This is a genomic window from Paraburkholderia sp. GV068, from assembly GCF_003058125.1.
GTDB lineage: Bacteria > Pseudomonadota > Gammaproteobacteria > Burkholderiales > Burkholderiaceae > Paraburkholderia > Paraburkholderia graminis.
Window position 1 is genome coordinate 106,392 of the sequence record NZ_QBUB01000007.1, and the last position, 25,960, is coordinate 132,351.

The 25,960-nt window shown below is 64.4% G+C and carries 20 protein-coding genes; 7 read left to right on the forward strand and 13 right to left on the reverse strand.

The annotated features are described in order from the left end of the window. Nucleotides 1–6 precede the first annotated feature (6 nt). The gene (locus C8K18_RS16300) at nt 7–906 is read right to left on the reverse strand and encodes a LysR family transcriptional regulator (RefSeq protein WP_107708306.1); all 900 of its coding nucleotides are present in this window, start codon (nt 904–906) and stop codon (nt 7–9) included. A 100-nt stretch (nt 907–1,006) separates the two neighbouring features. On the opposite strand from C8K18_RS16300, the gene C8K18_RS16305 reads away from it, so the two are divergent. Next, nucleotides 1,007–1,870, forward strand: coding sequence for an SDR family oxidoreductase (locus C8K18_RS16305; RefSeq protein WP_107708308.1), 864 nt, complete (start codon nt 1,007–1,009; stop codon nt 1,868–1,870). A 47-nt stretch (nt 1,871–1,917) separates the two neighbouring features. Here C8K18_RS16305 and C8K18_RS16310 read toward each other — a convergent pair whose 3' ends face one another. From C8K18_RS16310 to C8K18_RS16340, 7 genes are all read right to left on the reverse strand, one after another. Beyond that, nucleotides 1,918–3,195 (reverse strand): FAD-binding oxidoreductase, encoded by a 1,278-nt coding sequence (locus tag C8K18_RS16310; protein WP_107708502.1) that lies wholly within the window; start codon nt 3,193–3,195, stop codon nt 1,918–1,920. Between the two features lie 103 nt (nt 3,196–3,298). Continuing rightward, nucleotides 3,299–4,870, reverse strand: a complete 1,572-nt coding sequence (locus C8K18_RS16315) for an ABC transporter substrate-binding protein (RefSeq protein WP_107708310.1) — start codon at nt 4,868–4,870, stop codon at nt 3,299–3,301. A gap of 243 nt (nt 4,871–5,113) precedes the next feature. Further along, nucleotides 5,114–7,141 carry a hydantoinase B/oxoprolinase family protein gene (locus tag C8K18_RS16320; protein ID WP_107708312.1) on the reverse strand — a complete coding sequence of 676 codons (2,028 nt, stop codon included), beginning with the start codon at nt 7,139–7,141 and terminating at the stop codon, nt 5,114–5,116. Nucleotides 7,142–7,172: 31 nt separating this feature from the next. After that, entirely contained in the window at nt 7,173–9,212 is a 2,040-nt protein-coding gene (locus C8K18_RS16325) for a hydantoinase/oxoprolinase family protein (protein WP_107708314.1), read from the reverse strand. Nucleotides 9,213–9,264: 52 nt separating this feature from the next. Then, on the reverse strand, nt 9,265–10,599 hold the full coding sequence (locus C8K18_RS16330; RefSeq protein ID WP_107708315.1) for an FAD-binding oxidoreductase: 1,335 nt from the start codon (nt 10,597–10,599) through the stop codon (nt 9,265–9,267). Nucleotides 10,600–10,665: 66 nt separating this feature from the next. Then, nucleotides 10,666–12,090 (reverse strand): aminotransferase, encoded by a 1,425-nt coding sequence (locus tag C8K18_RS16335; RefSeq protein WP_244230982.1) that lies wholly within the window; start codon nt 12,088–12,090, stop codon nt 10,666–10,668. Then, nucleotides 12,087–12,971: an aldo/keto reductase gene (locus C8K18_RS16340; RefSeq protein ID WP_107708317.1), complete on the reverse strand. Its 885-nt coding sequence runs from the start codon at nt 12,969–12,971 to the stop codon at nt 12,087–12,089. Before C8K18_RS16340 ends, C8K18_RS16335 begins: the two co-directional genes overlap by 4 nt. 162 nt (nt 12,972–13,133) lie before the next feature. Here C8K18_RS16340 and C8K18_RS16345 point away from each other — a divergent pair, with 162 nt between their 5' ends. Beyond that, complete coding sequence (locus C8K18_RS16345) at nt 13,134–13,865, forward strand: IclR family transcriptional regulator (protein WP_029969294.1); 732 nt, start codon at nt 13,134–13,136, stop codon at nt 13,863–13,865. Between the two features lie 28 nt (nt 13,866–13,893). On the opposite strand, the gene C8K18_RS16350 is transcribed toward C8K18_RS16345, so the two are convergent. After that, on the reverse strand, nt 13,894–14,817 hold the full coding sequence (locus C8K18_RS16350) for a LysR substrate-binding domain-containing protein (RefSeq protein ID WP_107708319.1): 924 nt from the start codon (nt 14,815–14,817) through the stop codon (nt 13,894–13,896). 102 nt (nt 14,818–14,919) lie between these two features. Between C8K18_RS16350 and C8K18_RS16355 the strand changes: the two genes are divergently transcribed. From C8K18_RS16355 to C8K18_RS16375, 5 genes are all read left to right on the forward strand, one after another. Then, on the forward strand, nt 14,920–16,065 hold the full coding sequence (locus C8K18_RS16355) for an FAD-binding oxidoreductase (RefSeq protein ID WP_107708321.1): 1,146 nt from the start codon (nt 14,920–14,922) through the stop codon (nt 16,063–16,065). After that, entirely contained in the window at nt 16,049–16,351 is a 303-nt protein-coding gene (locus C8K18_RS16360; protein WP_107708323.1) for a (2Fe-2S)-binding protein, read from the forward strand. The genes C8K18_RS16355 and C8K18_RS16360 overlap by 17 nt, the downstream gene beginning before the upstream one ends. Further along, nucleotides 16,348–17,817 (forward strand): NAD(P)/FAD-dependent oxidoreductase, encoded by a 1,470-nt coding sequence (locus C8K18_RS16365; protein WP_107708325.1) that lies wholly within the window; start codon nt 16,348–16,350, stop codon nt 17,815–17,817. Before C8K18_RS16360 ends, C8K18_RS16365 begins: the two co-directional genes overlap by 4 nt. A 68-nt stretch (nt 17,818–17,885) precedes the next feature. Continuing rightward, a complete protein-coding gene (locus C8K18_RS16370; RefSeq protein ID WP_006051045.1) occupies nt 17,886–18,680 on the forward strand; it encodes an ABC transporter substrate-binding protein in 795 nt (264 codons plus the stop codon). 206 nt (nt 18,681–18,886) lie between these two features. Next, nucleotides 18,887–20,845 carry a phosphatase PAP2 family protein gene (locus tag C8K18_RS16375; RefSeq protein ID WP_107708326.1) on the forward strand — a complete coding sequence of 653 codons (1,959 nt, stop codon included), beginning with the start codon at nt 18,887–18,889 and terminating at the stop codon, nt 20,843–20,845. A 69-nt stretch (nt 20,846–20,914) separates the two neighbouring features. On the opposite strand, the gene C8K18_RS16380 is transcribed toward C8K18_RS16375, so the two are convergent. The 4 genes from C8K18_RS16380 to C8K18_RS16395 form a co-directional block, all read right to left on the reverse strand. Beyond that, nucleotides 20,915–22,471 (reverse strand): DHA2 family efflux MFS transporter permease subunit, encoded by a 1,557-nt coding sequence (locus C8K18_RS16380; protein WP_107708328.1) that lies wholly within the window; start codon nt 22,469–22,471, stop codon nt 20,915–20,917. A gap of 105 nt (nt 22,472–22,576) precedes the next feature. Further along, nucleotides 22,577–23,917, reverse strand: coding sequence for an HlyD family efflux transporter periplasmic adaptor subunit (locus tag C8K18_RS16385; protein WP_107708330.1), 1,341 nt, complete (start codon nt 23,915–23,917; stop codon nt 22,577–22,579). A 46-nt stretch (nt 23,918–23,963) separates the two neighbouring features. Beyond that, the gene (locus C8K18_RS16390; protein WP_006051049.1) at nt 23,964–25,466 is read right to left on the reverse strand and encodes an efflux transporter outer membrane subunit; all 1,503 of its coding nucleotides are present in this window, start codon (nt 25,464–25,466) and stop codon (nt 23,964–23,966) included. 37 nt (nt 25,467–25,503) lie between these two features. After that, nucleotides 25,504–25,941 carry a MarR family winged helix-turn-helix transcriptional regulator gene (locus C8K18_RS16395; protein ID WP_107708332.1) on the reverse strand — a complete coding sequence of 146 codons (438 nt, stop codon included), beginning with the start codon at nt 25,939–25,941 and terminating at the stop codon, nt 25,504–25,506. Nucleotides 25,942–25,960 lie beyond the last annotated feature (19 nt).

Genomic DNA, 25,960 nt, shown 5'->3' on the forward strand with positions numbered 1-25,960 from the left:
CACGCCTCACGGATCCAACCCAATAAATCCCGCCAGTTCCTCGGGCTTTCCGAGAGGAAACGCTTCCTTGATGTGATCGAGAAAGGCGGAGACCCGAGGGCTTAGCAAGCGTCGCGAAGGATAAAGCGCCCATAGCGGGATGTCGGGACCGTCCACATCGCCCCAATGCGCAAGCCTGCCGGCCGCGATGTCATGACTCACGAGCGACAGCGGCAGCCTCGCGGCGCCTACGCCAAGACGCACCGTATCGCGGACCATGAGCAGCGACGAAAGGTGCGCAACCGGCGTGATCGAGATGCGCGATTTTCCCTTCGGGCCCGTGACGTCCCACGCGGCGATCCGGTCAGGCGTCCCGCGAACGACAGCCGGAACACTCGACCCATCCGTCGGCCGCGCCAGGCCCGGTGTGGCCACGACGACCAGCCGGTCGCGCAGGAACACACGGCCGATCAGGCTCTCGTCCACATCGGGGTTCACGCGGATCACCAGATCGTAGCCTTCCTCGACCATATCGACGGGACGATCTTCCGTCGTCACTTCCAGTCGGATGTCGGGGTATTTCAGCGCAAAGGTGGCGACCAGCTTGCCCATCGCGATCTGCGAAAAGAGCGCGGGCGCGCTGATGCGCAGTCGGCCGCGCGGGTGTTCGCTACCCGACGTGATGGCGGCGGCGCTGTCCGCAAGCTCCGCGAGAAGCGCACCGGTCCGCTCGTAAAGCGCGCGTCCTTCCTGCGTGAGTTTCACTCCGCGGGACCCGCGTTCAAACAGCCTGAGCCCCAGGCTGTCCTCGAGCTCGCTGACCCTGCGCGAGAGCGTGGCCTTCGGACGCTCCGCCACACGGGCGGCCTCGCCGAAGCTCCCGTGACGGGCAACCAGGTTGAAATCCGCGAGAGCAAGAAGGTCCATGTGTTCCACCAGTGAGATACCCCGTCTCTTTATAACATCTTCCGGACCACGCATGGATCACTTACCTTGGAGGCGTCCCAACCAACCAAGGAGTAACACCATGACTATCCTCGTTACCGGTGCCACCGGCCGTGTCGGCCGCCAGGTCGTCAACCAGCTCGTCAAGCGCGGTGCCAAAGTGCGCGTGCTTGTCCGCGATCCGTCGAAGGCCGACTTTCCCGCCGATGTCGCCGTGGCCCAAGGCGACATGCTCGATATCGACTCGCTGCGCAGCGCGTTCAGCGGCGTGCGCACGCTGTTTCTGCTCAACGCCGTGGCAGCCGACGAATTCACTCAGGCACTCATCACGCTCAACGTTGCCCGCGAGTCGGGCGTCGAGCGCGTGGTCTACCTGTCGGTCATGCACGCTGAGCGCTCCGTGAACGTGCCGCATTTTGCGGTGAAGTCCGGCGCCGAGCGGATGATCGAACAGATGGGCTTTAACGCGACTATCCTGCGTCCGGCGTACTTCATCGATAACGATCTGACGATCAAGGACGTCATCCTGAACCACGGCGTCTACCCGATGCCGATCGGCAGCAAGGGCGTCGCGATGGTCGACACGCGCGACATCGCGGAGGTCGCGGCAATCGAACTGCTGCGTCGGGATCAGGCGCCCGGCAAATTGCCCGTCGACGTCATCAACCTCGTTGGGCCCGACACGTTGACGGGTCCAGGCCTCGCGTCCATCTGGTCGGAGCTGCTTGGCCGGCCGGTTGCCTACGGCGGCGACGATCCCAGCCAGTTCGAGCAGAACCTGACGAACTTCCTGCCGAAGTGGATGGCGTATGAGATGCGCCTGATGGCCGAGCGCTTCGTCAGCGACGGGATGGTGCCGGAAGCGGGCGACGTCGCTCGGCTTGTCAGCATCCTCGGCCGGCCACTGCACTCATACCGCGACTTCGCCGCCGGCCTCGTCGGCTGAGTCTCACGCGCCGTTGCATGCGGTGCGCGAGCGCGCACCGCATCGGCTCAGTGCAGAACGTCCTGCAGCCGATAGTAGACGCCGACGAGCGGCAGCATCCACCGGCGCGCGGCATGCGCCGGCACGGGCGGCCACGGCAACGCGCGCCACGGGTTGGCATCGGCGGAACCGGACATCACGTCCGCCATCACGCGGCCCATATGCGTGGACATCTGCACGCCGTGGCCGCTGTAACCCATCGAGTAGTAAAGCCCGTCGTGTTGTCCGGCGCGCGGAAGACGGTCCACGGTGATGTCCACGAGACCGCCCCAGCAATAGTCGACTCTCGTTGTGGCCAACTCGGGAAAGTACTTCGCGAGATTGGCTTGCAGTACGTGGCCGCTTTTCGCATCGGAGCGCGGATCGGACATTGCGAATCTCGCTCGCCCGCCCCACAGCAGCCGGTTATCAGGCGTGACGCGAAAGTAGTTGCCGATGTTCAGCGACGTCACATAGTTGCGCCGCTGAGGAAACAGCGCGTCCAGTTGCCCCTTCGAAAGCGGCTCTGTCACGACGATAAAACTGCCGACAGGCGCCATTCGTTGCTGGAACCATTGCAGCGGACCTTGCCGCGAAGGCCCTGTCGCCACCAGCACGTTGTCCGCCCGAACCACGCCGCGCGCACTAGTGATCTCGTAACCGCCACCGGCGATTCGCCTGATCTGGGTCACCGCCGCGTTCTGGAAAATGCGCGCCCCGTGACGCGCCGCCGCCTGCGCGAGCCCCACGCCGAACTTGCCCATATGCATCTGCGCGCCGTTGCGTTGCAACAGTCCGCCATGAAAACCATCGGAGCCGACTTCAGTGCGCATGCGCGCCGGCTCGATCAGTTCGATATCCTGATCGACTTCGCGATGCAACACGTCGTAGGTCCGCGCGAGCTTGTCGAAGTGCTTCGGCTTGGCCGCGAGTTTGAGCTTGCCGCTACGCACGAAATCACAGTCGATCCGATGTTGCGTGACGATGGATTCGACCGTCTGTACCGCGCTTTCGTACGCACGGTAAAACGCGCGCGCTTGTTCCAGCCCGACGCTGGCCGCGAGCGAAGCGAAGTCTTGCGCGACGCCGGTGTTGCATTGTCCGCCGTTGCGCCCCGATGCCTGGCCCGCGATCCGCCCCGCCTCGAGCACCGTGACCGACGTCCCACGCAACGCAAGTTCCAGCGCGGCCGATAGACCTGTAAAGCCGCCGCCGATCACGACCACATCGCTGCGTCCCTCGACGGGACCGTCGGCGCCCTCGTTGAAGTCGGGAGCGGTGTCCAGCCAGTACGAATCTAGCTTCATTGCATTTTCTAATTGAATGTCGGAGCAGACCGGCTTTGCCAGCGAGCGAAGCCTCGGCGGCGAGCCGGTCACCGTAGCGATCAACCGCGAGCACCCGCCTCGCTCATGCCGACCACCACGCATATTCGGCGAACGAAAAACCCATCATCGCGCCGGTCGGAATCGCGCCGAGCCCTTTAAGGCGCTTGTCGTTCGCATCGATCAGACTGATGAACGACGGGATGCCGATGCCGCCTTCGTCCGTGACCAGCGCCTGCATTTCGCCGTACATCTGCTTGCGTTTGGCGTCGTCGGTCTCGCCGCGCGCGCTCACGAGCAATTGATCGAACTTCGGGTCCTTCCACGCCGATTCATTCCACGGCGCATCGGATTTGAAGAACTGCGTGAACAGCACATCCGCGCTAGGCCGCGGGTTGATGCTGCCGAAACCGAGCGGATGCTTCATCCAGTGATTCGACCAGTAGCCGTCGGACGGCACGCGATTCACGCTCAGATTCACACCGATCTTCGCGGCCGTTTGCTGGATCAACTGCGCCATTTCGATTGAGCCGTTGGCGTCGGTGGTGGCATAGATCGGCGGCAATGTAGTTCCGACCGCGCCGGCCTTCTGCATATAAAACTTCGCCTTGTCGAGGTCGAAGCCGCGCTGCGGCAGCGAAGCATTGAAGTACCGATGACCCGGCGGAATCGGCTGATCGTTGCCGGTCACCGCATAGCCGAGAAACACCGCGGAGCGGATCTGCTCCCGATCGAACATGTACTTCATGCCCTTCACAAAATCGGGGTTGCCCGTCAGCGTGTTGTCGCGACGCATGATCAGGTCCGTGTACAGGCCCGACTTCGTCTCCTTGACTTCGTACCCCGGCGTCGACGAAATGCGCCGCGTCGAACGGGGATCGACCGAGTTGATCAGGTGGACGTCGCCGGCGAGCAGCGCGCTGACACGCGCTGCGTTGTCGCTGATACTGATGAGTTCGATCTGATCGAGGTACGGGTGCCCCGGTTTCCAGTAGTTGTCGTTGCGCACGCCCACCGTGCCCGCGCCCGGCGCGAAACTTTTCAGCTTGTAGGGACCGGTGCCGATCGCCGAGTTGAAGTTGGTCGTGCCGTCCTTGACGATGACGAGTTGCGGCGTCGCGAGAATCACGGGCAGATCGGCATTCGGCACCTGTAGCGTCAACGTCACTTCGTTCGGCCCGCTCGCCGTCACGCTCGCGAACTGGTCGGCGAGTGTCTTCACGCGCGAGGCCGTTTGCGGATTCTTGTGACGCATCAGCGAGTACACGACGTCGGCGGAAGTAAGCGTCTTGCCGTCGTGGAAAGTGACGCCTGAGCGCAGCTTGATGATCCACGTCTTCGCGTCCGCGCTCGACACCGACTCCGCGATGTTCATGCGCGGCGCGAGGCTTTCGTCAAGTTGCGTCAGGCCGCTGTAAAACATGAAGAAGCGGATATAGTCGCCGCCGGTCGAGCCCGCTGCGGGATCGAGCGTATCCGACACGGAGCCCGCGTTATAGGCGACGCGAATGCTGCCGCCCTTCTTCGGAACCTCGGCGGCAAGCGCGCCGGGCGCAGTCGTCAGGAGTCCCCCGCCGGCTACCATCATGCCGGTCCCAGCCAACATGCGCATCATGTCGCGGCGGCTGATGCCGCGGCTATTCGTTTCGTCGTTCATCTGAATTGGCTCCGCAGAGGTAAGTGATCCTGGCAATGTTGCATAGAAGTTCGTATAGGCAGCGAGAAGAGATTTTTTCGCGGCTCGTTAGCAGCATCGTATGCCTGCACAAACCGCGTAAAGCGCCGACAAAAAAGGGCAGACGGCATAAACAAACTGTTCCTGCGGCGCTAACGCGGCAATTTGCATGGTCGCCGGTTATGCGCGAAAGACTCGCTGCAAGCGCGGCATCAACGGGCGATATCAGGCGCTCGCCGATGCCTCGACTTCAAGCAACTGCGGATAGCGTTGCAGCACTTCTTCATACAGTTGCGTGATCACTGTTGGCCCCGGCTGCAAGCTGCCGGCCGCTTCTCTTGCATCGAGTGCATCGAAGATCTTGTGCTTGAGAAAATGCCGCCATACCACCGGCGCGCGCGACAGAATGCCGGTCAGCACGTCGTAGCGCTCGCGCGTCCATTTCGCTTCGTACGCGTTGCGCTCCGCGCCATAGTCGAAGTGAGAGGCCGGCCGCCGATGAGCGTCGCTCTTCGCGGCCTCGCGCATATGCAGGGTCGCGGCTTTGTCGATGGCGATGGCGCCGGCTTCTGCGCCGAGTACCACGCCATACAACTCGCGCGCCTGATCGACGGACAGATAGCCGCGTCGCACGTCTTCGAGCACCTTCTGCACGTCTCGTTCGTACGGATCGCCATAGCCGCCGCCGCCACAGCCTTCGAGACGGATCACATCGCCGGGGCCGCACATCACGAGATCGGTCACGCCGAGATCTTCTTCGCCGTCGGTGCCAGGGTTGCGGGTAAACCGCGATACGGCGCCCGCCTTGCCGCCCAGCACGCCCCATGAAGCGAAGCGCGAGCGGTCGCGATTGCGCGCCGTGACGAGCGTACCCGGCGACGACACGCGAAATTCCATCACCGTTCCAAGCCCGCCGCGATACTTGCCGGCGCCGGCGCTGCCTGGCACCACGCCATAGCGCGTGATGCGGATCGGCACTTCGGCTTCGTTGATTTCGACTGGCGTGTTGCGCAGGAACGCGACATTCGCACCCGATGCGTCCGAGCCGTCGGCCGACGCCATGCCGCCCGCGCCGCCGCCCACCGGTCCGATCGACGCGATCACCGTGCGGCCGTTGCGGTCGACGGTCTTCACGTTGAGAATCGACATGCCGCCCGCTGGACAGGCCGGCAGGCGCTCGGGGCACACCATCGAAAATGCGCCGAAGGTGACGTACTGTGCGACCTTCGCAGTCAGACTGCGCATGCCGACCGCGGCCGGCGGCACGCAGTTCATGATCGTGCCTTCGGGCAGGATGCAGCGCGCGACTTTCAGCATGCCCGCATTCAGCAGCAGATCGGGATTCAGCGAATACAGCACGTAGTTCAGGCCGACGAGCGCGAGCACATGGCGCTCCTTGCCGCCCGTCGGCATATTCAGCGACGAACTCAGTTGCGGATCGCTACCCGTGAAGTCGAACACGAGCGAGCCGTCCTTCACCGTCAGCGTCAGCGCGACGCGCAGCGGCTTGCCGTTGACCGAATCCTCGTCGGCGTACTCGGCGAAGAAGTACTCGCCATCGGGCATGCCGCGCACGATCGTGCGCGCCTGCTCCTCCGAATAGTCGAGCAGCGCGTCCATGCCGGCGCGAAACTGCTCGATGCCGAAGCGCTCGATGATTTCGAGCACACGCCGCTCGCCGGTCATGAGCATCGCGATCTGCGCCTTCAGGTCGCCGCGATTCTGCTCGGCCGCGCGCACATTGATCGCCATGTGTTCGAGCAATGCTTCATCGAGCACGCCCGCGCGGACGATCTTGGTCGGCGCGAAACGAATGCCTTCCTGATAGATCTCGGTGAGCGTGCGCGACAGCGACGCGGGCACCGCGCCGCCCATATCGGTGTTGTGAATGTGCCCGCCGACATAGCAGACAATCTCGCCGCCGAAGAACACCGGCTTCCACATCATCACGTCCGGCGTGTGCGTGGCCACGTAGCCGCTATACGCGTCGTTCGTCATGCAGATGTCGCCCGGCTCGTAGTGATCGATCATGTCGATCACCGCGCCGAAGTCGAGTCCGGGATACCAGGTCGCGCCCAGCGTTTTCGGCGACGCGAAAGTCAGGCCGCGCGTGTTCATCAGCGTGCAGGAGAAGTCTTCCGTCTCCTTCACGAACGCGGAGTGCGCGGTTCGCACGAGCGTGTATGCCATGCTTTCGGCGGCCGCGACGCAATAGTTCGCGAAGATCTGAAGGACGGATTTATCGAATGTCATGGTGTGTTTCCTGGATCGATCTATCGATCTATCAGACCGCTTCGAGAAAGAGGTTGCCGTATTCGTCCACGCGTCCGTCGAAACCCGGCAGCACGCATGTCGTGGTGTCGTCCTGCGCGACGATCGCGGGCCCGGCGAACCGGTGTCCGGCGAGCAGCGCGGAGCGCCGGTAAAGCGGGACGCGCCGCCACGCGCCGTCCAGATACACGTCGATCTCCGATTCCGCGCGCGGCGCACCCTCGCCTGTCGCGATGCGCGGCAGCGCGGGCTTCGGCGTGGGCGCGGTGATGACGAGCCGCAGCGCCACCACCTGAATCGGCGACTTCTCGTCGCTATGCCCGAAGAGGCGCGCGTGTTCGCGGTGAAACGCCTGCGCGATTGCTTCGATATCGCCGCCGGTGATCGCTTCCCGCGCGAGCGGCGTGTCGATTTCAAACGATTGCCCGCGATAGCGCATATCGGCCGAAACGACGATCTCGGCGCTTGCGTCCGTCCCCGCCTCGCGAATCACCCATGCGCGCGCGTCGGCTTCCAGATGCGCGAGATCTTGCGCGAGCAAGGCGAGCGAAGCACGGTCCAGCGGATAGTACGTCGTCCGAACAAAATCGTTTTTCGTATCGGCGATCAGGCCGCCCAGCGCGCTCAACACGCCCGGCGTGGTCGGCACCAGCAGATTGCGCACGTTCAGCGCGCGTGCGAGAAAGCAGCCGAGCATGGGCCCCGCGCCGCCGAACGGCATCAGCGCGAACGTGCGCGGGTCGATGCCGAAGCGCGAACTGAGCCGGCTCACGCCCGCATACATGCCGGAGATCGACACCTCGATGATGGCCGCGGCCGTCTGATAGATGTCGAGACCCAGGCGCCTCGCGAGCGGTTCGATTGCCCGCCGCGACGCGTCCACGTCGACCTTCACCGCGTTGTAGCCGAGCGCGGCGCTGCCGAGCACGCCGATCACGGCGAACGCATCGGTGATTGTCGGGCGCGTGCCGCCACGGCCGTAACACACTGGCCCAGGGCTCGAGCCCGCGCTTTCGGGCCCGACCTTCAGCACGCCGAATTCGTCGACCCACGCAATCGAACCACCGCCGTCGCCGACCGATGACACCGACACGGACGGAATATGAATCTGGAATTCGCCGATGTATTCGCCGGTCGCATATTGCGGCTGGCCGTCCACGATCAGCGCGATATCCGCTGTGGTTCCGCCGATGTCGAGGCTCATGCAATCTTTCACGTTACAAAGGCGCGCGAGATACGCCGCGCCGATCACGCCTGAAGCGGTGCCGGACAGGATCATCTGCACGCAGTTCTGTTTGCCGTGCTCGGCGCTCATCACGCCGCCGTTCGATTTCGTGACTTTCAGATCGGCCGCGACGCCGCTTTCCGCCAACGCCGCCTGCAACTGCGTCAGATAGTTGGACACGCGCGGCTGCACATAGCCGCCGATAGTCGCCGTCACCGTGCGCTCGTATTCGCGGATGATGGGCCAGACCTCGTGCGAGCACGACACAAAAAAGCCCGGCAGCGCAGCCTCGATAATTGCTTTCACCTGCTGTTCATGCGCCGGGTTGCGGTACGAATGCAGCAGCGACACCACCACGCCTTCGCAGCCCGCCGCCTGCAAGCCGCGTATCGCATCGAGCACGCTTTGTTCATCGACCGGTGTCTCTTCTTCGCCGTCAGCGCCGAGCCGTCCGATGACACCGAACACGCGGTCGCGCGGAATGAGCGGCGCGGGACGGCTCGACATCAGGTGATACATATCGGGAATCTTCAGGCGCGCGATGTCGAGCACGTCTTCGAAATTGCGCGTTGTGATGAGGCCGAGTTTCAACCCGCGGCGCTGTACCACCGCATTCACGCCGACCGTCGTGCCGTGCGTGAAATAGCTGACATCGTGCGGCTCGATGCCGTAGCGCTCGCGCAGTCCTTCGACGCCCGCGAGCACTTCGCTGCCCGGGCTGTCCGGGCGCGAAAACACCTTTAGCGTGCGGATGCTGCGCGTGTCCTCGTCAAGCACCGCGAAGTCGGTGAACGATCCACCGATATCGACTCCGATTCTCAAGCCCATTGTCGTGCCCTTGCGTGTGTTAAATGGTATGCGTCAAGCGATGTGCGGCCGTTCATGCGTGCCGCCTGCGTTTGTCGATGACGTCGCGAATCTGGTAGTAACTGCCGAGCGCGGGCATGAACCACGGCTTGCCGCTATAAAGCGGATGCGTGACCATCGGCGTGCCGTAGGCGCTTGTCTCGGGCGCCTGTCCTTCGGCGATCAGCCGCGCGACCTTGTAGCCGAGGTAGGTCATCATCACGACGCCGCTGCCGTTGCAGCCGAGCGCGTAGTAAATGCCATCGGCGGTGCGGCCCAGATGCGGGAGAAAATCGAGCGTGAGCGCCACGGTGCCGCCCCAGCTATACGCGACCTTCACATCGGCCATCTGCGGAAAGCGCTCGACCATCTGCGCGTGCAGCACCGCAGCCGACTGGCGGCGATCGAGGTGATAAAAGCGCGCGCGGCCGCCGAACAGCAGGCGTTTGCCATCCGGCGAATAGCGGTAGTAGTTGACGACACGCCGTGTCTCGGAGATGCCGCGACGCTTCGGTATCAGCGAGGCGCGCAGGTCGGCCGGCAATTCCTCGGTGGCAATCTGGTGCGATACGACCGGCACCACGCGACGCTGCAAATCGGGCATCGACGAACCGGTGTAGCCGTTCGTGCAGATCACCACATGCCGGCTCGTGAGCGCGCCGCGCGACGTTTCCACCCGGTATTGAGCGCCGCTTCGCGCGATGCTTCGAACCGCCGCGCGGCTGCATACGGTCACGCCCGCGCCGCGCGCGGCGGCGAGCAAACCGGCGAACATCATCGACGGATGAACCTGGCCCGCGCGTTCGATCAGCACGCCGCCCGCATAGATGTCGCTCGCCAGTTCGCCGCGTAATTCGTCGCGCGACAGCATGCGTGCGCCGGCGCGCGCATAGGCGTTCAGATTGACGATGCGCTTGCGCCAGGCGGCCATGTGCGCATCGGTCCACATTGCGTTGATGCGCCCTGCCTTGACGTAGCTGCATTCAATCGCGTTGTCGCGCAGAATGTTTTCAAACACTTCGTACGACACGGACGCTTCGCCGAGCAACCTTCTCTGTCTTTCTTCGGATACCGAATTATCCAGCTTCTTACCCGACGGCGCCTTGCCGACGTTCACGCCTCCCGATACCTGGCCACCGCTTAGCGTGCTGGCGCCGATGCCCGGCACGTCCGCTTCGAGCACCGCCACGCGCAAGCCCTGCTTCGCGAGTTCGAGCGCGCACGACAAGCCCGCATAACCGGCGCCGACAATCGCCACGTCCGCGTCGCGAGGCACGTCCGACATCAGTTCGTCATGAGGACGCCAGTCTTGCCACCAGTACGGCGTGTCGGTGAAATCGGAAGAGAAAACCTGCTTGCGCGTGGACACGGTCGAGTCCCTGGTTGAGTTGAAGAGCCCCGCTCGCGAGGCAAGCGAGGGCGTGAAAACAGGCGGCTACTGCACGGATAACGCGTCGCTAACATCGTCCAGCGCACGGCGCGCAATCGCGACAATTTCGTCGATGTCCGCGCGCGTGGCGACAAGCGGCGGCGCAAAGCCGACGATGTCGTTCGTGCCGAGCGCACGCACGATCAAACCGCGCGCAAGCGCTGCCTGCGCTACCCGCTGGCTCGCCTTCGCCGCGGCCGGAAACGGGCGGCGCTCGCTCTTGCCGGCCATCAGTTCGAGCGCGGCGAGCATGCCCACGCCTCTGACATTGCCGACGAGCGGATGCGCGTCGAACGCCTCATGCAAACGCGCCTGGAAATAAGCGCCAACCTGCGCTGCGTTGTTCACGAGCTGCTCGCGCTCGATGATGTCGAGATTCGTCAACGCCGCCGCCGCGCACACCGGATGGCCCGAATAGGTCCAGCCGTGATTCATCGCGCCCTGCTCACGCGAGCCGCGCTCGATCACATCCCACACGCGCTCGCTGACGATCACACCCGACAGCGGTAGATACCCGCTCGTCAGGCCCTTCGCCACCGACATCAGATCCGGCTCGAGACCGTAGTGCTCGCTGCCCGTGCGCGAACCGAGCCGGCCGAAACCGCACACCACTTCATCGACGGCGAAGAGAATGTCGTGACGCCTGAGCACCGCCTGAATCGCGGGCCAATAACCTGACGGCGGCGGCACGATGCCGCCCGAGCCCATCACCGGCTCGCCGAAAAATGCGGCGATCGTGTCGGCGCCTTCACGCGCGATCAGTTGCTCCAGGTGCTCGACGCAATCCGCGACGAACTCCGCTTCGCTCGCGCCGGGACGTGCATCGCGATAGAAGTCGGGACTAGCCGTGTGCAGCACTTCGCGCATCGGCAGATCGAAACCGGCGTGGAACTTGGGCTGCCCCGTGAGGCTGCCGGTCGCGATGCCCGAGCCGTGATAACTGCGCTGCCGCGCGATGATCTTTTTCTTGCGCGGCCGTCCCAGCACGTTGTTGTAGTACCAGGCGAGCTTGATCTGCGTTTCGTTCGCGTCCGAGCCCGACATGCCGTAGAACACTTTCTTCATGCCGGGCGGCGCCCACTCTTCGATCAGGCGCCGCGACAGTTCGACAGCGGGGTCGTTCGAGAAGCCCGCATACGTGTGATAGAACGACAACTCGCGCGTCTGCGCGGCGATGGCGTCGGCCATTTCCTCGCGTCCATAGCCGATGTTCACGCAGTAGAGTCCTGCGAACGCGTCGATGTACGAACGTCCCGCCTGATCCTCGATGCGAATCCCTTTCGCCCGCGAGATGAGGCGTGCGTCGAGTTGACCCGACGCATGATCGGACGCATGCGTGCCGGGATGCATCAGATGCCGCCGGTCGGTTTCGAGCGTCAGTTCGCCAGGCGTGCGGATCGCGGGGTTCATGGCGGTGTCGATGAAGTTCATGGTTTGTCCGCCGCTGATGAATGCGCAGGTGCGTCCCACTCGGGATGCCACGCGGGCTTGCTCACGCGGCCGTCGGCGCGAGTGAGCGCGCCGATGCGCGCCATTGCGCCCGCATCCAGTTCGAAATCGAACACGGCCAGGTTTTCGCCGATGCGCAGCGGATTCGACGACTTGGGAATCGCCGCCACGCCAGGCTGCTGCACGAGCCAGCGCAAGATGATCTGAGCCGGCTTGCGCCCGTATTCGCGTGCGATCTCCGCGATGACCGGATCGGCGAGCAGCTTGCCGCTGCCAAGCGGCGTATGCGCAATGAGCACCATGCGATGCCGCCGGCACGCGTCGAGCACGCGCGTCTGATCGAGATACGGGTGGTATTCGCACTGATTGGCGGCCAATGGCACAGAAGCAAGCGCGACCGCGCGATCGAGCAGCGCGGCCGGAAAGTTCGATACGCCGATATGCCGCGTCAAGCCGCTGCGCTGCGCGTCGCAGAGCGCGCCGATGGTCTCTTCGAGCGGCACATCCGGATTGGGCCAATGCACCAGCAGCAGATCGACGTGATCGAGCCCGAGCCGCGCGACGCTCGCCTCGGCGGCACGCCTGAAATCCGCCGCGCGCAATTCTGTGTGCCACACCTTGGTCGTGACGAACACTTCGTCGCGCGGCAAACCGCTCGCCGCGAGCGCCTGCCCGACCGCCTGCTCGTTCTCGTAACGCGCCGCCGTGTCGATATGGCGATAGCCCGCTGCGAGCGCCGCGCACACCGCTTGCACCCCTTCGTCATGGGTGGAGCGCCAGGTGCCGAGGCCGATGGCGGGCAAGCGCGCGCCGTGCGCTTCGATAACCGGCGCAGCGCCGGGCGGCTGAAAAGAGAGTCCCATTGCCTTAATCGTTCTCCGATGCTTTGCAACTCTAAGAGAGGTGTGCCACAATACGGCACGGCGTGCCACGAACAGTGCCCGAAAAGTAACACGCGCTTTTTTGCGTTGCAAGCGCAGCGTGGGCGCGCGCTCGCCCGTCGCCGTCGCTCATCGGAGACCTGCATGAAAAGTTTGTTGAAGAGCCTCGAGATTCTCGAAGCTGTGTCGAAGAACCAGCCGGTCAGCGTCGGCGTGCTGGCGCGCCTGCTCGATATGCCGAAGTCGAGCGTGCAGCGCGCGCTGCTGACGTTTCACGAGGCCGGCTGGCTTCGCCAGACGAGCGGCGACCTGACACGCTGGGAAGTGGGTCCGCGAATCCTCGGCGTGCGGCCTGCCGCGCTGCGCGGCGGTGCGCTGTATGCGGCCGCGCGCGGGCCGATGCGCGAGTTGCGCGATTTGACCAACGAGACAGTTCATCTGTCGGTGCCGGACAGCACCAACTCAATGGTCCTGATCGATCGTGAAGACTGTACGCAGACGGTGCGCACCTTCAGTCCGATTGGCGATCTGAGTCCGTTTCATGCGACCGCGACGGGCCTGGCGGTACTGGCGTACATGACGGAAGCCGACGCCGACGAAATCCTGAGCCGTGACTTGCCGAAGTTCAGTGACACGACGCCATCCGATCCGGCCGAGATACGTCTCGAACTCGAGCGCATCCGGCAACGCGGCTATTCGGTGAATCTCTCGCAGTATCGTCCTGCGGTGTGCGCGATCGGTGCGCCGGTCATCGACTCGGACGGCGCGCCGGCGGCGAGCATCTGCATCTCGATGCCTGAATCGCGCTATGACCCGGCACGTCTTGAAGAATGGGGTAATGCGGTGGCGAAGGCCGCTGCCGCGATCGGCGTCTAGCAGTCGGGCGGCATGCGGATTTCACCAGTCATTTTTTGCAGATATCAGCTTCAGCTATCGCGCGCTCAAACGCTTCCCGTATCGCGCCGCAAAACGTCTCTGCCACGAGCGATAACGGCCGTGACCCATTGGTCACGAGATAAAAATGATCCGGCACGGCGGGCGTGAACGGCCTCACGGCCACACGCTGCCGCGCAAATGCAGCGGTGACCGGATCGATCAGCGCGACGCCCGCGCCATTCGCGACGAGCGCCACGATGGCTTGCGAGAGTTGCGCCTCAATCACGAGATCGCGCGCGATGCCTGCATCGACGAAAACCCGGTCGATCGCGCTGCGTGCATCGAAACTCTGCGGAAACGACACGAAGCGCTCGCCGCGTAAATCCGCGGGAGTCAGCGACGTCTTGCGCGCCAGCCGATGCCCGCGCGGCACGATGCAACGCATGACCGCATTCGCCAGGCGTTCGCTTTTGACGGCCGGATGCGGAATCGGCTCCGCGATCACGCCGACATCGCACTGCCCGGACGCGACTTTCTCGACGACCGTCGTCGCGCTATGCGTAAGCAGACTGATGTCGATACCCGCATGCCGCTCCACGAACCGCGCGATCACCGAAGGCAGCAAATCCAGCGCCACGGCGGGCGAGCCTGCCACGCGCAACGAGCCGCGCCGCATCGCGCGTATCTGCCGCGCCGCCTGCGAGATGCGGTCCATGCCGACGAACGCGCGCTCCACTTCCTCGGACAACACGCGCGCTTCCGCCGTGGGCGTGAGCCGCCCCTGCTGACGATCGAACAGCACGAAGCCGACGCGGCTTTCCAGATCGGCGATAAGACGGCTCACGGCAGGCTGCGAAATATGCAGCGACTCCGCGGCGCGGGTGACGGTGTGCCGAAGCATGACGGCGCGAAAGGCCTCGATCTGGCGAATCTTGAGTTCGGATGTGTCCATAACATTGGATTATAGATGACCGACAAACTGGCATTTGACGCAGTTTTTTGCAGCGCCCAAAGTTCGGTCTCGACTCGTAAAAACAGGCAGGAAACGCATTTCATGCAGCATAAGCTGGCTCATAACACGGCACGCCGCTTCGACATCGTGATCGCGGGCGGAGGACTCGTCGGCATGGCCATCGCCTATGGGCTCGTTCGTGCAGGAAAACGCGTGGCCGTATGCGACGGCGCGGACTCCGCGCATCGAGCGGCACGCGGCAATTTCGGGCTCGTCTGGGTACAAGGCAAGGGCGGCCGGTGCCTGCCCTACGCGCAGTGGTCGCGTGAATCGTCCGAGCGCTGGGGCGCGTTCGCCGCGCAATTGCAGCGCAAGACCGGCGTCGATGCGGGCTTCGAACGTCCCGGCGGCATCGAGTTGTGCGAAACCATCGAGCAGCTCGAAGCGGGCCGGCAATTGCTTGAATCGATTCGCTCGCGCGACGCGTCGCTCACTTATGAGGTGCTCGATATCCATGCGCTGAAGGCGCGCGTGCCCTCGGCATCGGACAAACTGGCGGGCGCGCTGTACTCGCCGCATGACGGACACGCGAGCCCGCTCTATACGTTGCGCGCGATGCAGCAGGCCTTCGCGCTCGCGGGCGGCACGTATCTGCCGCATCATGAAGTCCGCGAAATCCGCCCATATGTGGGCCGCTTCGAAATCGATACGCCGCACGGCACGCTGGAAGCCGAACGCGTCGTGCTCGCCGCGGGCCTCGACAACCAGCGCCTGGCGCCAATGGTCGGCATGCTCGCGCCCATCACGCCCCTGCGCGGCCAGATCATGGTGACGGAGCGGCTCGCGCCGTTTCTCGACTATCCGACGCTCGTCGTACGGCAGACGCCCGAAGGCTCGGTGCTACTCGGCGATTCTGCCGAAGCCGTCGGCTTCGACGACGGCCAGACGCGCGCCGTCATGGCCGATATCGCGCGCCGCGCACGCACCGCATTTCCGGTGCTCGGGCATGCGCGCATCGTGCGCGCGTGGGGCGCGCTTCGCATCATGACGCCCGACGGCCTGCCGGTCTACGAGGAATCGTCCACGCATCCCGGCGCGTTCCTCGCCATCTGCCATAGCGGCGTGACGCTCGCCGCCGCCCATGCCGACGTGATCGCGCCGTGGATCGCGGGCGGCGCGCGACCTTCAATACTTGATCCCTTCGTCGCCACGCGTTTTTCGAATTCGACCGATGCCCACGTACTTTGAATCTCTCGTCACCTTGCCGGCGCCCACGGTGCGCGTCGATATCGACGGCACGCACCGGCATGTGCCGCAGCACTACACGGTCGCCGCGGCGTTGCTCGAAAGCGGCGCGCTCGCCTGCCGGACCACGCCCGTCAGCGGCGCCCCGCGCGGACCGTTCTGCATGATGGGCGTGTGCTTCGACTGTCTCGTGGAAGTCGACGGCGTGCCGAACGTGCAGGCGTGCATGACGCGCGTCTGCGACGGCATGCGGGTCCGCGCGATGTCCGGTAAAGCGAGGCTCGCATGACGCAGCGTCCAGTGCAATCGACGTGCGATCTGCTGATCATCGGCGCGGGACCGGCGGGCATGTCGGCGGCGATCGCTTCGCGCCGTGCGGGTCTCGATGTGATCGTCGCGGACGAAGGCGAGGCGCCTGGCGGACAGATTTATCGCAACGCCGCGCAGTCTCCGCTCACGGATGCGCATGTGCTCGGCGACGAGTATCTCGGCGGACGCACGCTGATCGCGGCTTTCGATGCCAGCGGCGCGAAGCATCTGGCGCGCTGCGTCGTATGGCAGATCGCGTTTGAAAACGGCCGCGCCGTCGCGATGCTCACGCGCCGCGCGCAAGGTGCACAAGGTGCGCAACCTGGCGGCACGCTCGACATCTCGGCGCGCGCGGTGCTCGTCGCGACGGGCGCGCAGGAGCGTTCGTGGCCGGTGCGCGGCTGGACGCTGCCGGGCGTGATGGGCATCGGCGCGGCGCAAACGCTGCTCAAGTCGTCGGGACTCGCGCCATCGCAGGACGCGGTGCTCGCGGGTTGCGGACCGCTGCTGTGGTTATTCGCATCGCAGTTGCTGAATGCCGGACGCCGTGTGCGCGCCATCATCGATACGACGCCGCGCGATGCGTGGCGCGCCGCCTTGCCTCATGCGCTGCCCGCGCTTGCAGGCGCCGATTATCTGCTGAAGGGTCTGCGCATGATGCGCGCGGTAAAGCGCGCGGGCATCCCCATTTATCGCGGCGCAAGTGCGTTCTTGATCGAAGGCGAAGAGCGCGCCGAACGCGTGCATTTCGCCGATGAACACGGCACGCGTCGTTCGATCGACACGTCGCTCGTGCTGCTGCATCAGGGCGTGATTCCGTCGACGCAACTGGCCCGCTCGCTCGGTTGCGAGCACGAATGGGATGCGTCGTCGGCCTGCTGGCGCCCGCGCACCGATGCGCACGGACGCAGCACGGTCGGGCATGTTTGGATCGCGGGCGACGGCGCGGGCATCGGCGGCGCGAAAGCGGCTGCGCACGCGGGCACGCTTGCGGCACTCGATATCTCGCGCGAACTCGGCGCGCTCGATGCCGCGTCGCGTGATGCACGCGGCCGCCGCTCGCGGCTCGCGATGAAACGGCACCTCGCCGTGCGCCCGCTGCTCGATGCGCTCTACACGCCGCCTGCCGCGCTGCGCCGTCCCGCCGACGACGTCATCGTGTGCCGTTGCGAGGAAGTCACCGCAGGCGAGATTCGCGCGATCGCGGCAATCGGCTGTCAGGGGCCGAACCAGATGAAGGCGTTTTCACGCTGCGGCATGGGCCCGTGTCAGGGCCGATGGTGTGGCGCGACGGTCGGCGAACTCATCGCGCAGGTGCAGGAACGCGCGGTCGGCGACGTCGGCTACTACCGCATTCGCGCGCCGATCAAACCCGTTACGGTCGACGAAATCGCCGACTCCATCGCGCTCGGCGACGACTTCACTCGCGGCGAATTTCCCAGTTGATCCCATCCATCGCAGACGAAACGAATCGCACCACACCCACACCACACCACATCACACACGGAGCCTCTATGAAGACCACACGCGTAAAGACGATGTTGAGCGCCGCCCTGCTCGCCCTGATGGCCGCGAGCACGATGGCATCGGCCAAGGAGTGGACCACGATCCGCATCGGCGTCGACCCGACGTACCCGCCGTTCGAATCGATCGCAAAAGACGGCACGGTCGTGGGCTTCGACGTCGACCTCGGCAATGCAATCTGCGAGAAACTGAAGGCGAAGTGCGTGTGGGTGCAAAGCAGTTTCGACGGACTGATTCCCGGCCTTCAGGCGCGCAAGTTCGACGTGATCCTTTCGTCGATGGCGGCGAACGCGAAACGCCGCGAACAGATCGACTTCACCGACCGGCTGTACCGCAACCAGACGCGCCTGATCGCGAAGGACAGCGCGCATCTGCTGCCCGAAGCGTCGAAGCTCGCGGGCAAGCGCGTGGCGGTCGAGCAAGGCACGGTGCAGGAAACGTATGCGCGCGAGAAGTGGGCGTCGTCGGGCGTGGAAGTGGTCGCATATCCGAGCTACGACCAGGCTTATTCCGACTTGACGGCGGGGCGCGTCGATGCGGTGCTGATGGACGCCGTGCAGGGCAAGCTGGGTTTTCTCGCGACGCCGGCCGGCAAGGGCTTTTCATTCGCAGGCGATGTGGTCTACGACGCGAAGATCATGGGCGACGGCGACGCGGCGGGCGTGCGCAAGTCGGAGCCGCAACTGCGCGACGCGTTAAACGGCGCGATTGCCGAATTGCTCAAGGACGGCACGTATCGCAAGATCGAAGCGAAGTACTTCGATTTCGACATGTACGGGAAGTAACAACCGTTTTTCTCGCTTGTTGCGTATGTATGCGCCGGATAGCCACATCCATTGAACACCGGCGCATCGATCCAGCTAAAGAGTAGCGAGCGTCGCCTCGCTCTCTCCTACTCCAACACCAAATCCCCCGCTAAACGGCTCCGTAACCTCCACGTCACGTTCGCCCACGACAATGCGCCATCTTTGACCCTCAGGATGGAGTTGGCATGTTTGCGTCACGAAGCCGTTTTCCGCTGCACGTCGCAGCGTTGTCGAGTGCGATCGTTCTGGCTGCCTGCGGCGGCGGCGGCGATGTCGTCGCCACTAATACGCCCGTCGCGGCCGTGCCGGCGCCGCCGGCCGATCCCGGTTTCGTCGACAGCGCGCCCGTGCCGGGCGTGCCCGCCTTCGTCGATAACATCGCGACCAACCAGCGTGGCGACGCGCGCTATGCAACGCTGTCGACCAACGCCGCAGTGCGTGTCGTGAGCCGCTTTCTCGACCTGTGGCAGCCGTCGACGATGCTGGTCGACGCGGGCGTGAGCGCGCCGGCAAACGGCGCGTTTCCGGCGATCGTGCCGTCGACCTGCTCCGGCTTGCCCGCCAGCGGCACGCCGTGCGGCACGATCCTGAACAGCACGGTGCTGAGCGCCAACGTTCAATACGTGATCGACGCGACGACCGCGCGCACGCCGCAGCAGGCCGACGCCGCGTATTTCGACGACCGCCGCGGCAAGGGCTACAGCGTGACCGACGGGATGGGCCCGCTCACCGCCGCATGGCGCACGGCGGCGCAGCAGACGACCAGCATCACGAGCGTGCCGCCGGATGCGACGACCGTGCTGTACAACGACTCGGGCAATAACGTCGGCGTCGGCGGCAGCACGAACGCGAGCTTCGGCAAGGTCGTCGATCTGCTCAACGAGATGGGCAACAACGCATCGACGGAACCAGCGAAACGCTTTTACAAGTACGCACGGCCGTATCGCTGGAGCGCGAGCGTCGTGGTCGCGCCGACGCTCGTTCCCGCGGAAAGCACGACACCCGCGACCGACGGCGGCTTCATCAGCGGTCATGAGGCCGAAGCGATGCGCGATGCGACGACGATGGCGTGGCTCGTTCCCGAACGATTCCAGGAAATGGTGAGCCGCGGTCTCGAACTCGGCGAGAACCGGATTCTCGCCGGCATGCACTCGCCGCTCGACGTGATCGGCGGCCGGATGCTCGCGCTCGCCGTCAGCGCGGCGAACCTGAACACGTATGCAAGCGACGCGCAGGCCGCCTACGTTCAGGCTCACCAGGCGCTGCAGCAGCTCAGCGGGACCAACGGCGCGAGCTTCGCCGCATTCGCTCGTTCGGGCACGGCGGCAACGGACCGCTTCGCCGATTACACCGCAAATAAAGCGGCATTCATGCGCCGCATGACGTTCGGCTTCGGCCCGATCGCATCGACCGATGCGCCGCCGCTCGTGCCCAAGGGCGCGGAAATTCTGTTGCAGACGCGCTTCCCGTACCTGAGCGCGGACCAGCGGCGCGTCGTGCTGAAGACGACCGAGATGCCGTCCGGCTATCCGGTGATGGACGACGCGGAAGGCTGGGGCCGCCTGAACCTGTTCGCCGCGGCGGACGGCTATGGCGCGTTCAACGGCAACGTGATCGTGTCGATGGATGCGTCGCAGGGCGGGCTCAATGCGGCCGACGTGTGGCGCAACGATATTGCCGGTGCAGGCAAGCTGACGCTGCAAGGCACAGGCACGCTGACGCTGTCGGGCAACAACCGCTACACGGGCGGCACGCAAGTGAGCGGCGGCACGCTCGCGGCGGGCTCGGCGAACGCGTTCGGCAACGGCGACGTGTACGTCGGCTCGGGCGGCAGCGTGAAGATCGCGGCCGGCGTGCCGGTGACGATCGCGACGCGCTACACGCAGCTCGACAACACGACGCTCGAACTCGACATCGACGGCAACGGCGGCGGGCGTCTGCGTGTGGGCGGCACGCTGAGCGTCGTGGGCGGCACGCTGCATGTGAAGTTCGTCAACGGCTATGCGCCGAAAGCCGGCGACACCATCGCGCTGATCGACGGTGCGGCCGGCTCGGCGAAGTTCTCGACGGTGACCGTCGACGGCTTCAAGGCGACGCCGGTTTATACGGGGACGGGCGTGTCGGTAAGGTTGTCGGCGGCGTAACGGTTGTGGCTGAGCAGTGAACCGCGACGAGACGTTCGCTACTTCAAACGTCTCGTCGCCTCGCGCATCCTAGTGCGCGCCTGCCGCCGCCCCGCCGCCACCGCCCTTGCCCGGCTTCGTGAGCCAGATCAGCGGAATGATCACGATAAAGATCATCGACGAAAGCCAGAAGATGTCGTTCAGCCCGAGCATCGCGGCCTGTGCATTCAGCGAGCGCTCGAAGAACGCCGCCGCCTGATCCATGTTGCCGCCGAGCGTCGTATGAATGTCCGCGAGCGCGGACGTATAAGCCGGATTGTTGACGCTCGACTGTTCCGCGAGTTGCGCGTGATGCAGGATCGTCCGGTTGTTCCAGCCCGTCGTGATCAGCGACGTGCCCACGCCGCCGGCGAATACGCGCACGAAGTTCGACAGGCCGGCGGCCGCAGGAATTTTATCGGGTGAGAGTCCCGACAGAATGATCGCGGTAAGCGGCGTGAAAAAGAGCGCCATCGGAATGCCTTGCAGCAGCGTCGGCAGCACGAGCGTATAGGTGTCGACGCCCGTCGTGTAATGCGAGCGCATCAGGAAAACCGCGGCGAAACCGACGAAAGCCAGCGTCGCGAGCACGCGTGCATCCGTCTTCGGCATGATCTTCGCCATCACGGGCGCGAGCAGCACCGCGAAGATGCCGAGCGGCGCGGTGACGAGACCCGCATCCACCGAACGATAGCCGAGATAGCCCTGAATCCATTGCGGCAGAATCACGAGGTTCGCGAAGAACACCGCATACGCGACCGAAATCGCAATCGTGCCGCCGCGGAAATTGCGTACCGCGAAGAGCCGGAGATCGACGATCGGGTTCTTTTCCGTGAATTCCCAGATCAGGAAAAACACGAAGCTGACCGCCGCCACTGCCGCGAGAATGCAGATCACCGGCGAGCTGAACCAGTCGAGGTCCTTGCCCTTGTCGAGCATGATTTGCAGCGACGCGACCCATGCGACGAGCGACATCAAACCCACTTTGTCGATGGGCAGTTTGCGCGCCGGCGTCTCGCGGTCGCGATAGATAAACCACGTCACGGCCGCAGCAAAGAGACCAACCGGAATGTTGATGTAAAAGATCCACGACCAGCTATAGCTGTCGGTGATCCAGCCGCCCAACGCCGGACCGGCAATCGGGCCGACCGTGGCCGTCATCGCCCACAACGCCAGCGCGGTCGAGCTCTTTTCCTTTGGATACGAGCCGAGCAGAATCGCTTGCGACAACGGAATCAGCGGACCGGCCACGGCACCCTGCAACACGCGCGCGGCGAGCAGGATCACCAGGTTCGGCGCGACCCCGCACAGCCACGAAGAAAATACGAACAGCACGATCGCGGCGACGAACAGCTTGATTTGACCGACGCGCTGCGTGAGCCAGCCCGTCAGCGGAATGGCGACTGCATTCGCCGCGGAAAACAACGTGATGACCCACGTGCCTTCATCGACGGATACGCCGAGGTTGCCCGAGATAGTCGGAATCGCAACGTTGGCAATGGACGAATCGAGCACGTTCATGAACGTCGCGAGGGCGACGGCGAAGGTCGCGAGAACCAGCTTTGCGCCGCTCAGCGGCGGCGGTGCGAGTTGCGTCGAGGAATTCATCTTACTTCCAGTACGAAGTCGCGAACAGGCCGGCAATATCTATCTGACCTGTCAGCTAAATGGATAAATGAAGACGCGATAACGAACGGCGTCACGTTCTGCACTTCAGCCCGCGCGTTTTGGCATGGCGGCGCTGTTGCGCTTGTCACGCGTGCCCTGTGCCGACGATACGACACGCTCCGTCGGTCCCGGATGCGCGACAACACTATTCCGCTCGATGATCTTCTGAATCTCCGCATCGGCCTGAGCCCCGTATTGCGCGAAGACATCGGTGCGGTACGTCGTATTCACGGCCGCGCCGAGTTGCGCGCCGGTGCTATCGCGTGTGTCCACATCGACCTGCATCGACAAGCCGATTCGTAGCGGATGCGCTTGCAGTTCCTTCTGATCGAGTTCGATGCGCGCGGGCAAACGCTGAACCACCTTGATCCAGTTACCGGTCGCGTTCTGCGCGGGCAACGTCGCAAAGGCGCTACCCGTGCCCGCCGAAAAGCCGACCACGCGGCCGTGATATTCGACCTTGCTGCCGTACACGTCGGCCGTCAGTGTGACGGGCTGGCCAATACGCATGTTGCGCAACTGGCTTTCCTTGTAGTTGGCATCGACCCAGACGCCGTTGAGCGGCACTACCGCCATCAACGGCGTGCCCGGCGATACCCGCTGGCCCACCTGCACCGAGCGCTTCGCCACATAGCCGGTGACGGGCGCGGGCAACGTGTTGCGTGCATAGGCGAGGTACGCGTCGCGCACTTTCGACGCCGCCGCCTGCACGCTCGGGTGCTGTTCGATTGTCGTGTGGTCGGTCAGCGCGCGATTGGCTTCCGCCTGCTGACGCGCGGCGTCGAGCGCGGCCTGTGCGGCGGTCACCGTGTCGCGTGCATGCGCGATGTCTTCCGCGGACACCGCGCCCGTGTCGGCGACGGCCTGGCGGCGGCGCAGATCGTCTTGCGCCCGAGCCAGATCGGACTGTTTCTGCGCGATGTTGGCGGCGTAGAAATCGTTGTTCACGTACAGGCTGCTCACCTGGCGAACGGTCTGCCCCAGCATCGCTTCGGCGTTGCCGAGCGCGACTGTGGCGTCCGCGTTATCGAGCGTGACGACAGGGTCGCCCGCCTTCACGATCTGCGTGTCGTCGGCGTTCACCGCGACGACCGTACCGGTTACTTGCGGCGTGAGTTGCACGAGATTGCCGCTTACGTAGGCGTCGTCGGTCGTCTCGTGATAACGCGCATAGGTCATGTAATAGGCACCGTATGCCGCGACCGATACGACGACGGCCGCACCAAGCAGCGTGAGCAGCAGTTGGCGCTTGCGCGAATTCGGTTCGCTCGCGGCGGTGGGCGCGGTGGCCGCGGTGGCCGCGGCGGCATTGGGTGCCGTCGCTGTGTCTACGTTGGCGGGCGCCGCATGCGTCGCGGCGCGCTCCGGCGTGTTGATTTCACTCATGTCGATTCTCCAGGCAGATTCGGTCGTGGGTTATTCGGAAGGCCGCTCAACGCGCGGCGTCAACGGATGGGTTCGATGCTTGCGTGCGCCCCGCATCGGTGTTCGATGTATCGACGAAGCCGCCGCCAAGCGCGGAAGCCAGCGCAATCTGCTGATCGCGGCGGCTCATGCGCAGGTTCGCCACGGCCTGATCGGCGGAAAGCGCGTTGACGTCGGCGTTCAATACGGTCAGTTGATTCGTCAGGCCCGCCTTGTATTGCACGAGCGCGAGTCTGTCGGCCTCGCGCGCGGCGTCCTGTGCCGCCTGTGCATCGACAAGCTGTGCATCGGTCGAACGCACATTGGCCAGTTGAGATGCGACCTCGCTCAGCGCCGTCACGAGCGTCTGGTTGTAGGTCGCGACCGCATAGTCGAAGTCGGCGTAGCGGCCCTTCAACTGCGCCCGCAGTGCGCCTGCGTCGAAGATCGGCAAGTGAATTGCCGGGCCGGCCGATGCCGTTCGGCTAGCCGCCGTCAGAAAGCGGCCAAAGCCGAATGCGTCGAGCCCGATTGCCGCGCTCAGGTTGATGTCGGGATAGAACTCGGCCTTCGCTTCCTTCACGTCATGCGTCATCGCGTCGACGCGCCAGCGCGCGGCCACGATGTCGGGGCGGCGGCTCACAAGATCGGCGGGCAGGTTGTCGGGCAGACGGACTTCGTCGCCGAGACCGAGCGACGGCCGCGCAATCTGCAACCCGCGGTCCGGGCCCGCACCGAGCAGCGCGGCGATCTGGTAGCGCGTCGCGAGAATCTGTCCGTCGAGCGACTTCAGCGCGGCACGGCTCGTCGCGAGATTGGCCTGCGCCGTCTTGCGTTCGACTTCGGTATCGAGCCCGGTCGCAATGCGCCCCGCGGTAATGCGCTCGATCTGCTCACGCTGCGTGACCTCCTGCTGCGCGATGTCGCGCAACAGATAGAGGCGCGCAAGCTGGTTGTATGTGCGTGCAATCGACGTCGTCAGCGTCAGCTTCACGACCTCGGCATCGGCCTGACTCGCTTGAAGTTGCGAAATCGCGGCCTTCAGCGCTTCGCGATTCTTGCCCCACAGATCGAGATCGTATGAAGCATTCAACAAGCCCTTGTTTTCCGTTTGCCACGAGCCGCCGTACGGAGGCGGAACGAGCGCCGTGCCCGAGAATTGCTGACGCGTCAGCGAATAACTCGCGTCGACGCGCGGCATCGTGCCGGCCTTCGCGGTTTCGCTATAAGCAGCGGCCGCCGAGACGCGGGAGCGCGCCTGATCGAGCGTCGGGCTGCTCTTCAGCGCTTCGTCGATCAGCGCTTTCAGTTGCGCGTCGCCGAACTGGTCGGCCCAGTCCGCGGCGGGCCAGTGACCTTGTTCGGCGGGAATGCTTTGTTGCGTGGCGTACTGCTGCGGGCCGGCCGTCTTTGCGTCGCTGTGGATGCCCGCATAATTCGCGCACGCCGACAGCACCGCGGCAAACATGATCGACACACCCGCTTTCAGCAGCCGTGAAGCGCGCCGTTCTTTCTTTAACTCGTTTCTCATTTGCTGACCTGTCAGATATATGGTTAAAAAAAAGCGCTCAGTCGCTCAGAAACTTGCCAAGCAGACGGCGCAGTTCATTGAATTCGTCGCGAGTGAAGCCTTCGAGCCGGGCATTCAGCACATCCGGCACAATCTCGGCGATACGCAGCGCAACGTCGCGGCCCGCTTTCGTGAGTTCGACGTTGACGACGCGGCGGTCGCCCGTGCTGCGCGAGCGCGTCAACAGGCCCCGCGTCTCGAGTTTGTCGAGCGTGCGCGACATCAGGCCGGTATCGACGCCCAGATGACGCGACAGCGCCGCCGGTGTCGTGTCGATGCCCTGCAGTAGCGACAGCAAAATGCCGACGTGATGCGCGCGCACATTCAAGCCCTTCACCGCCGCGTCCATGTGCATCGCCATCAGATTGCGCGCCTTGCTGATCGCAAAGCCGACGCTATCCGTCAAATGAAAGTCAGCCTTTGAATAGTGCGACATGCGTTGCTCCTCGTTGCCT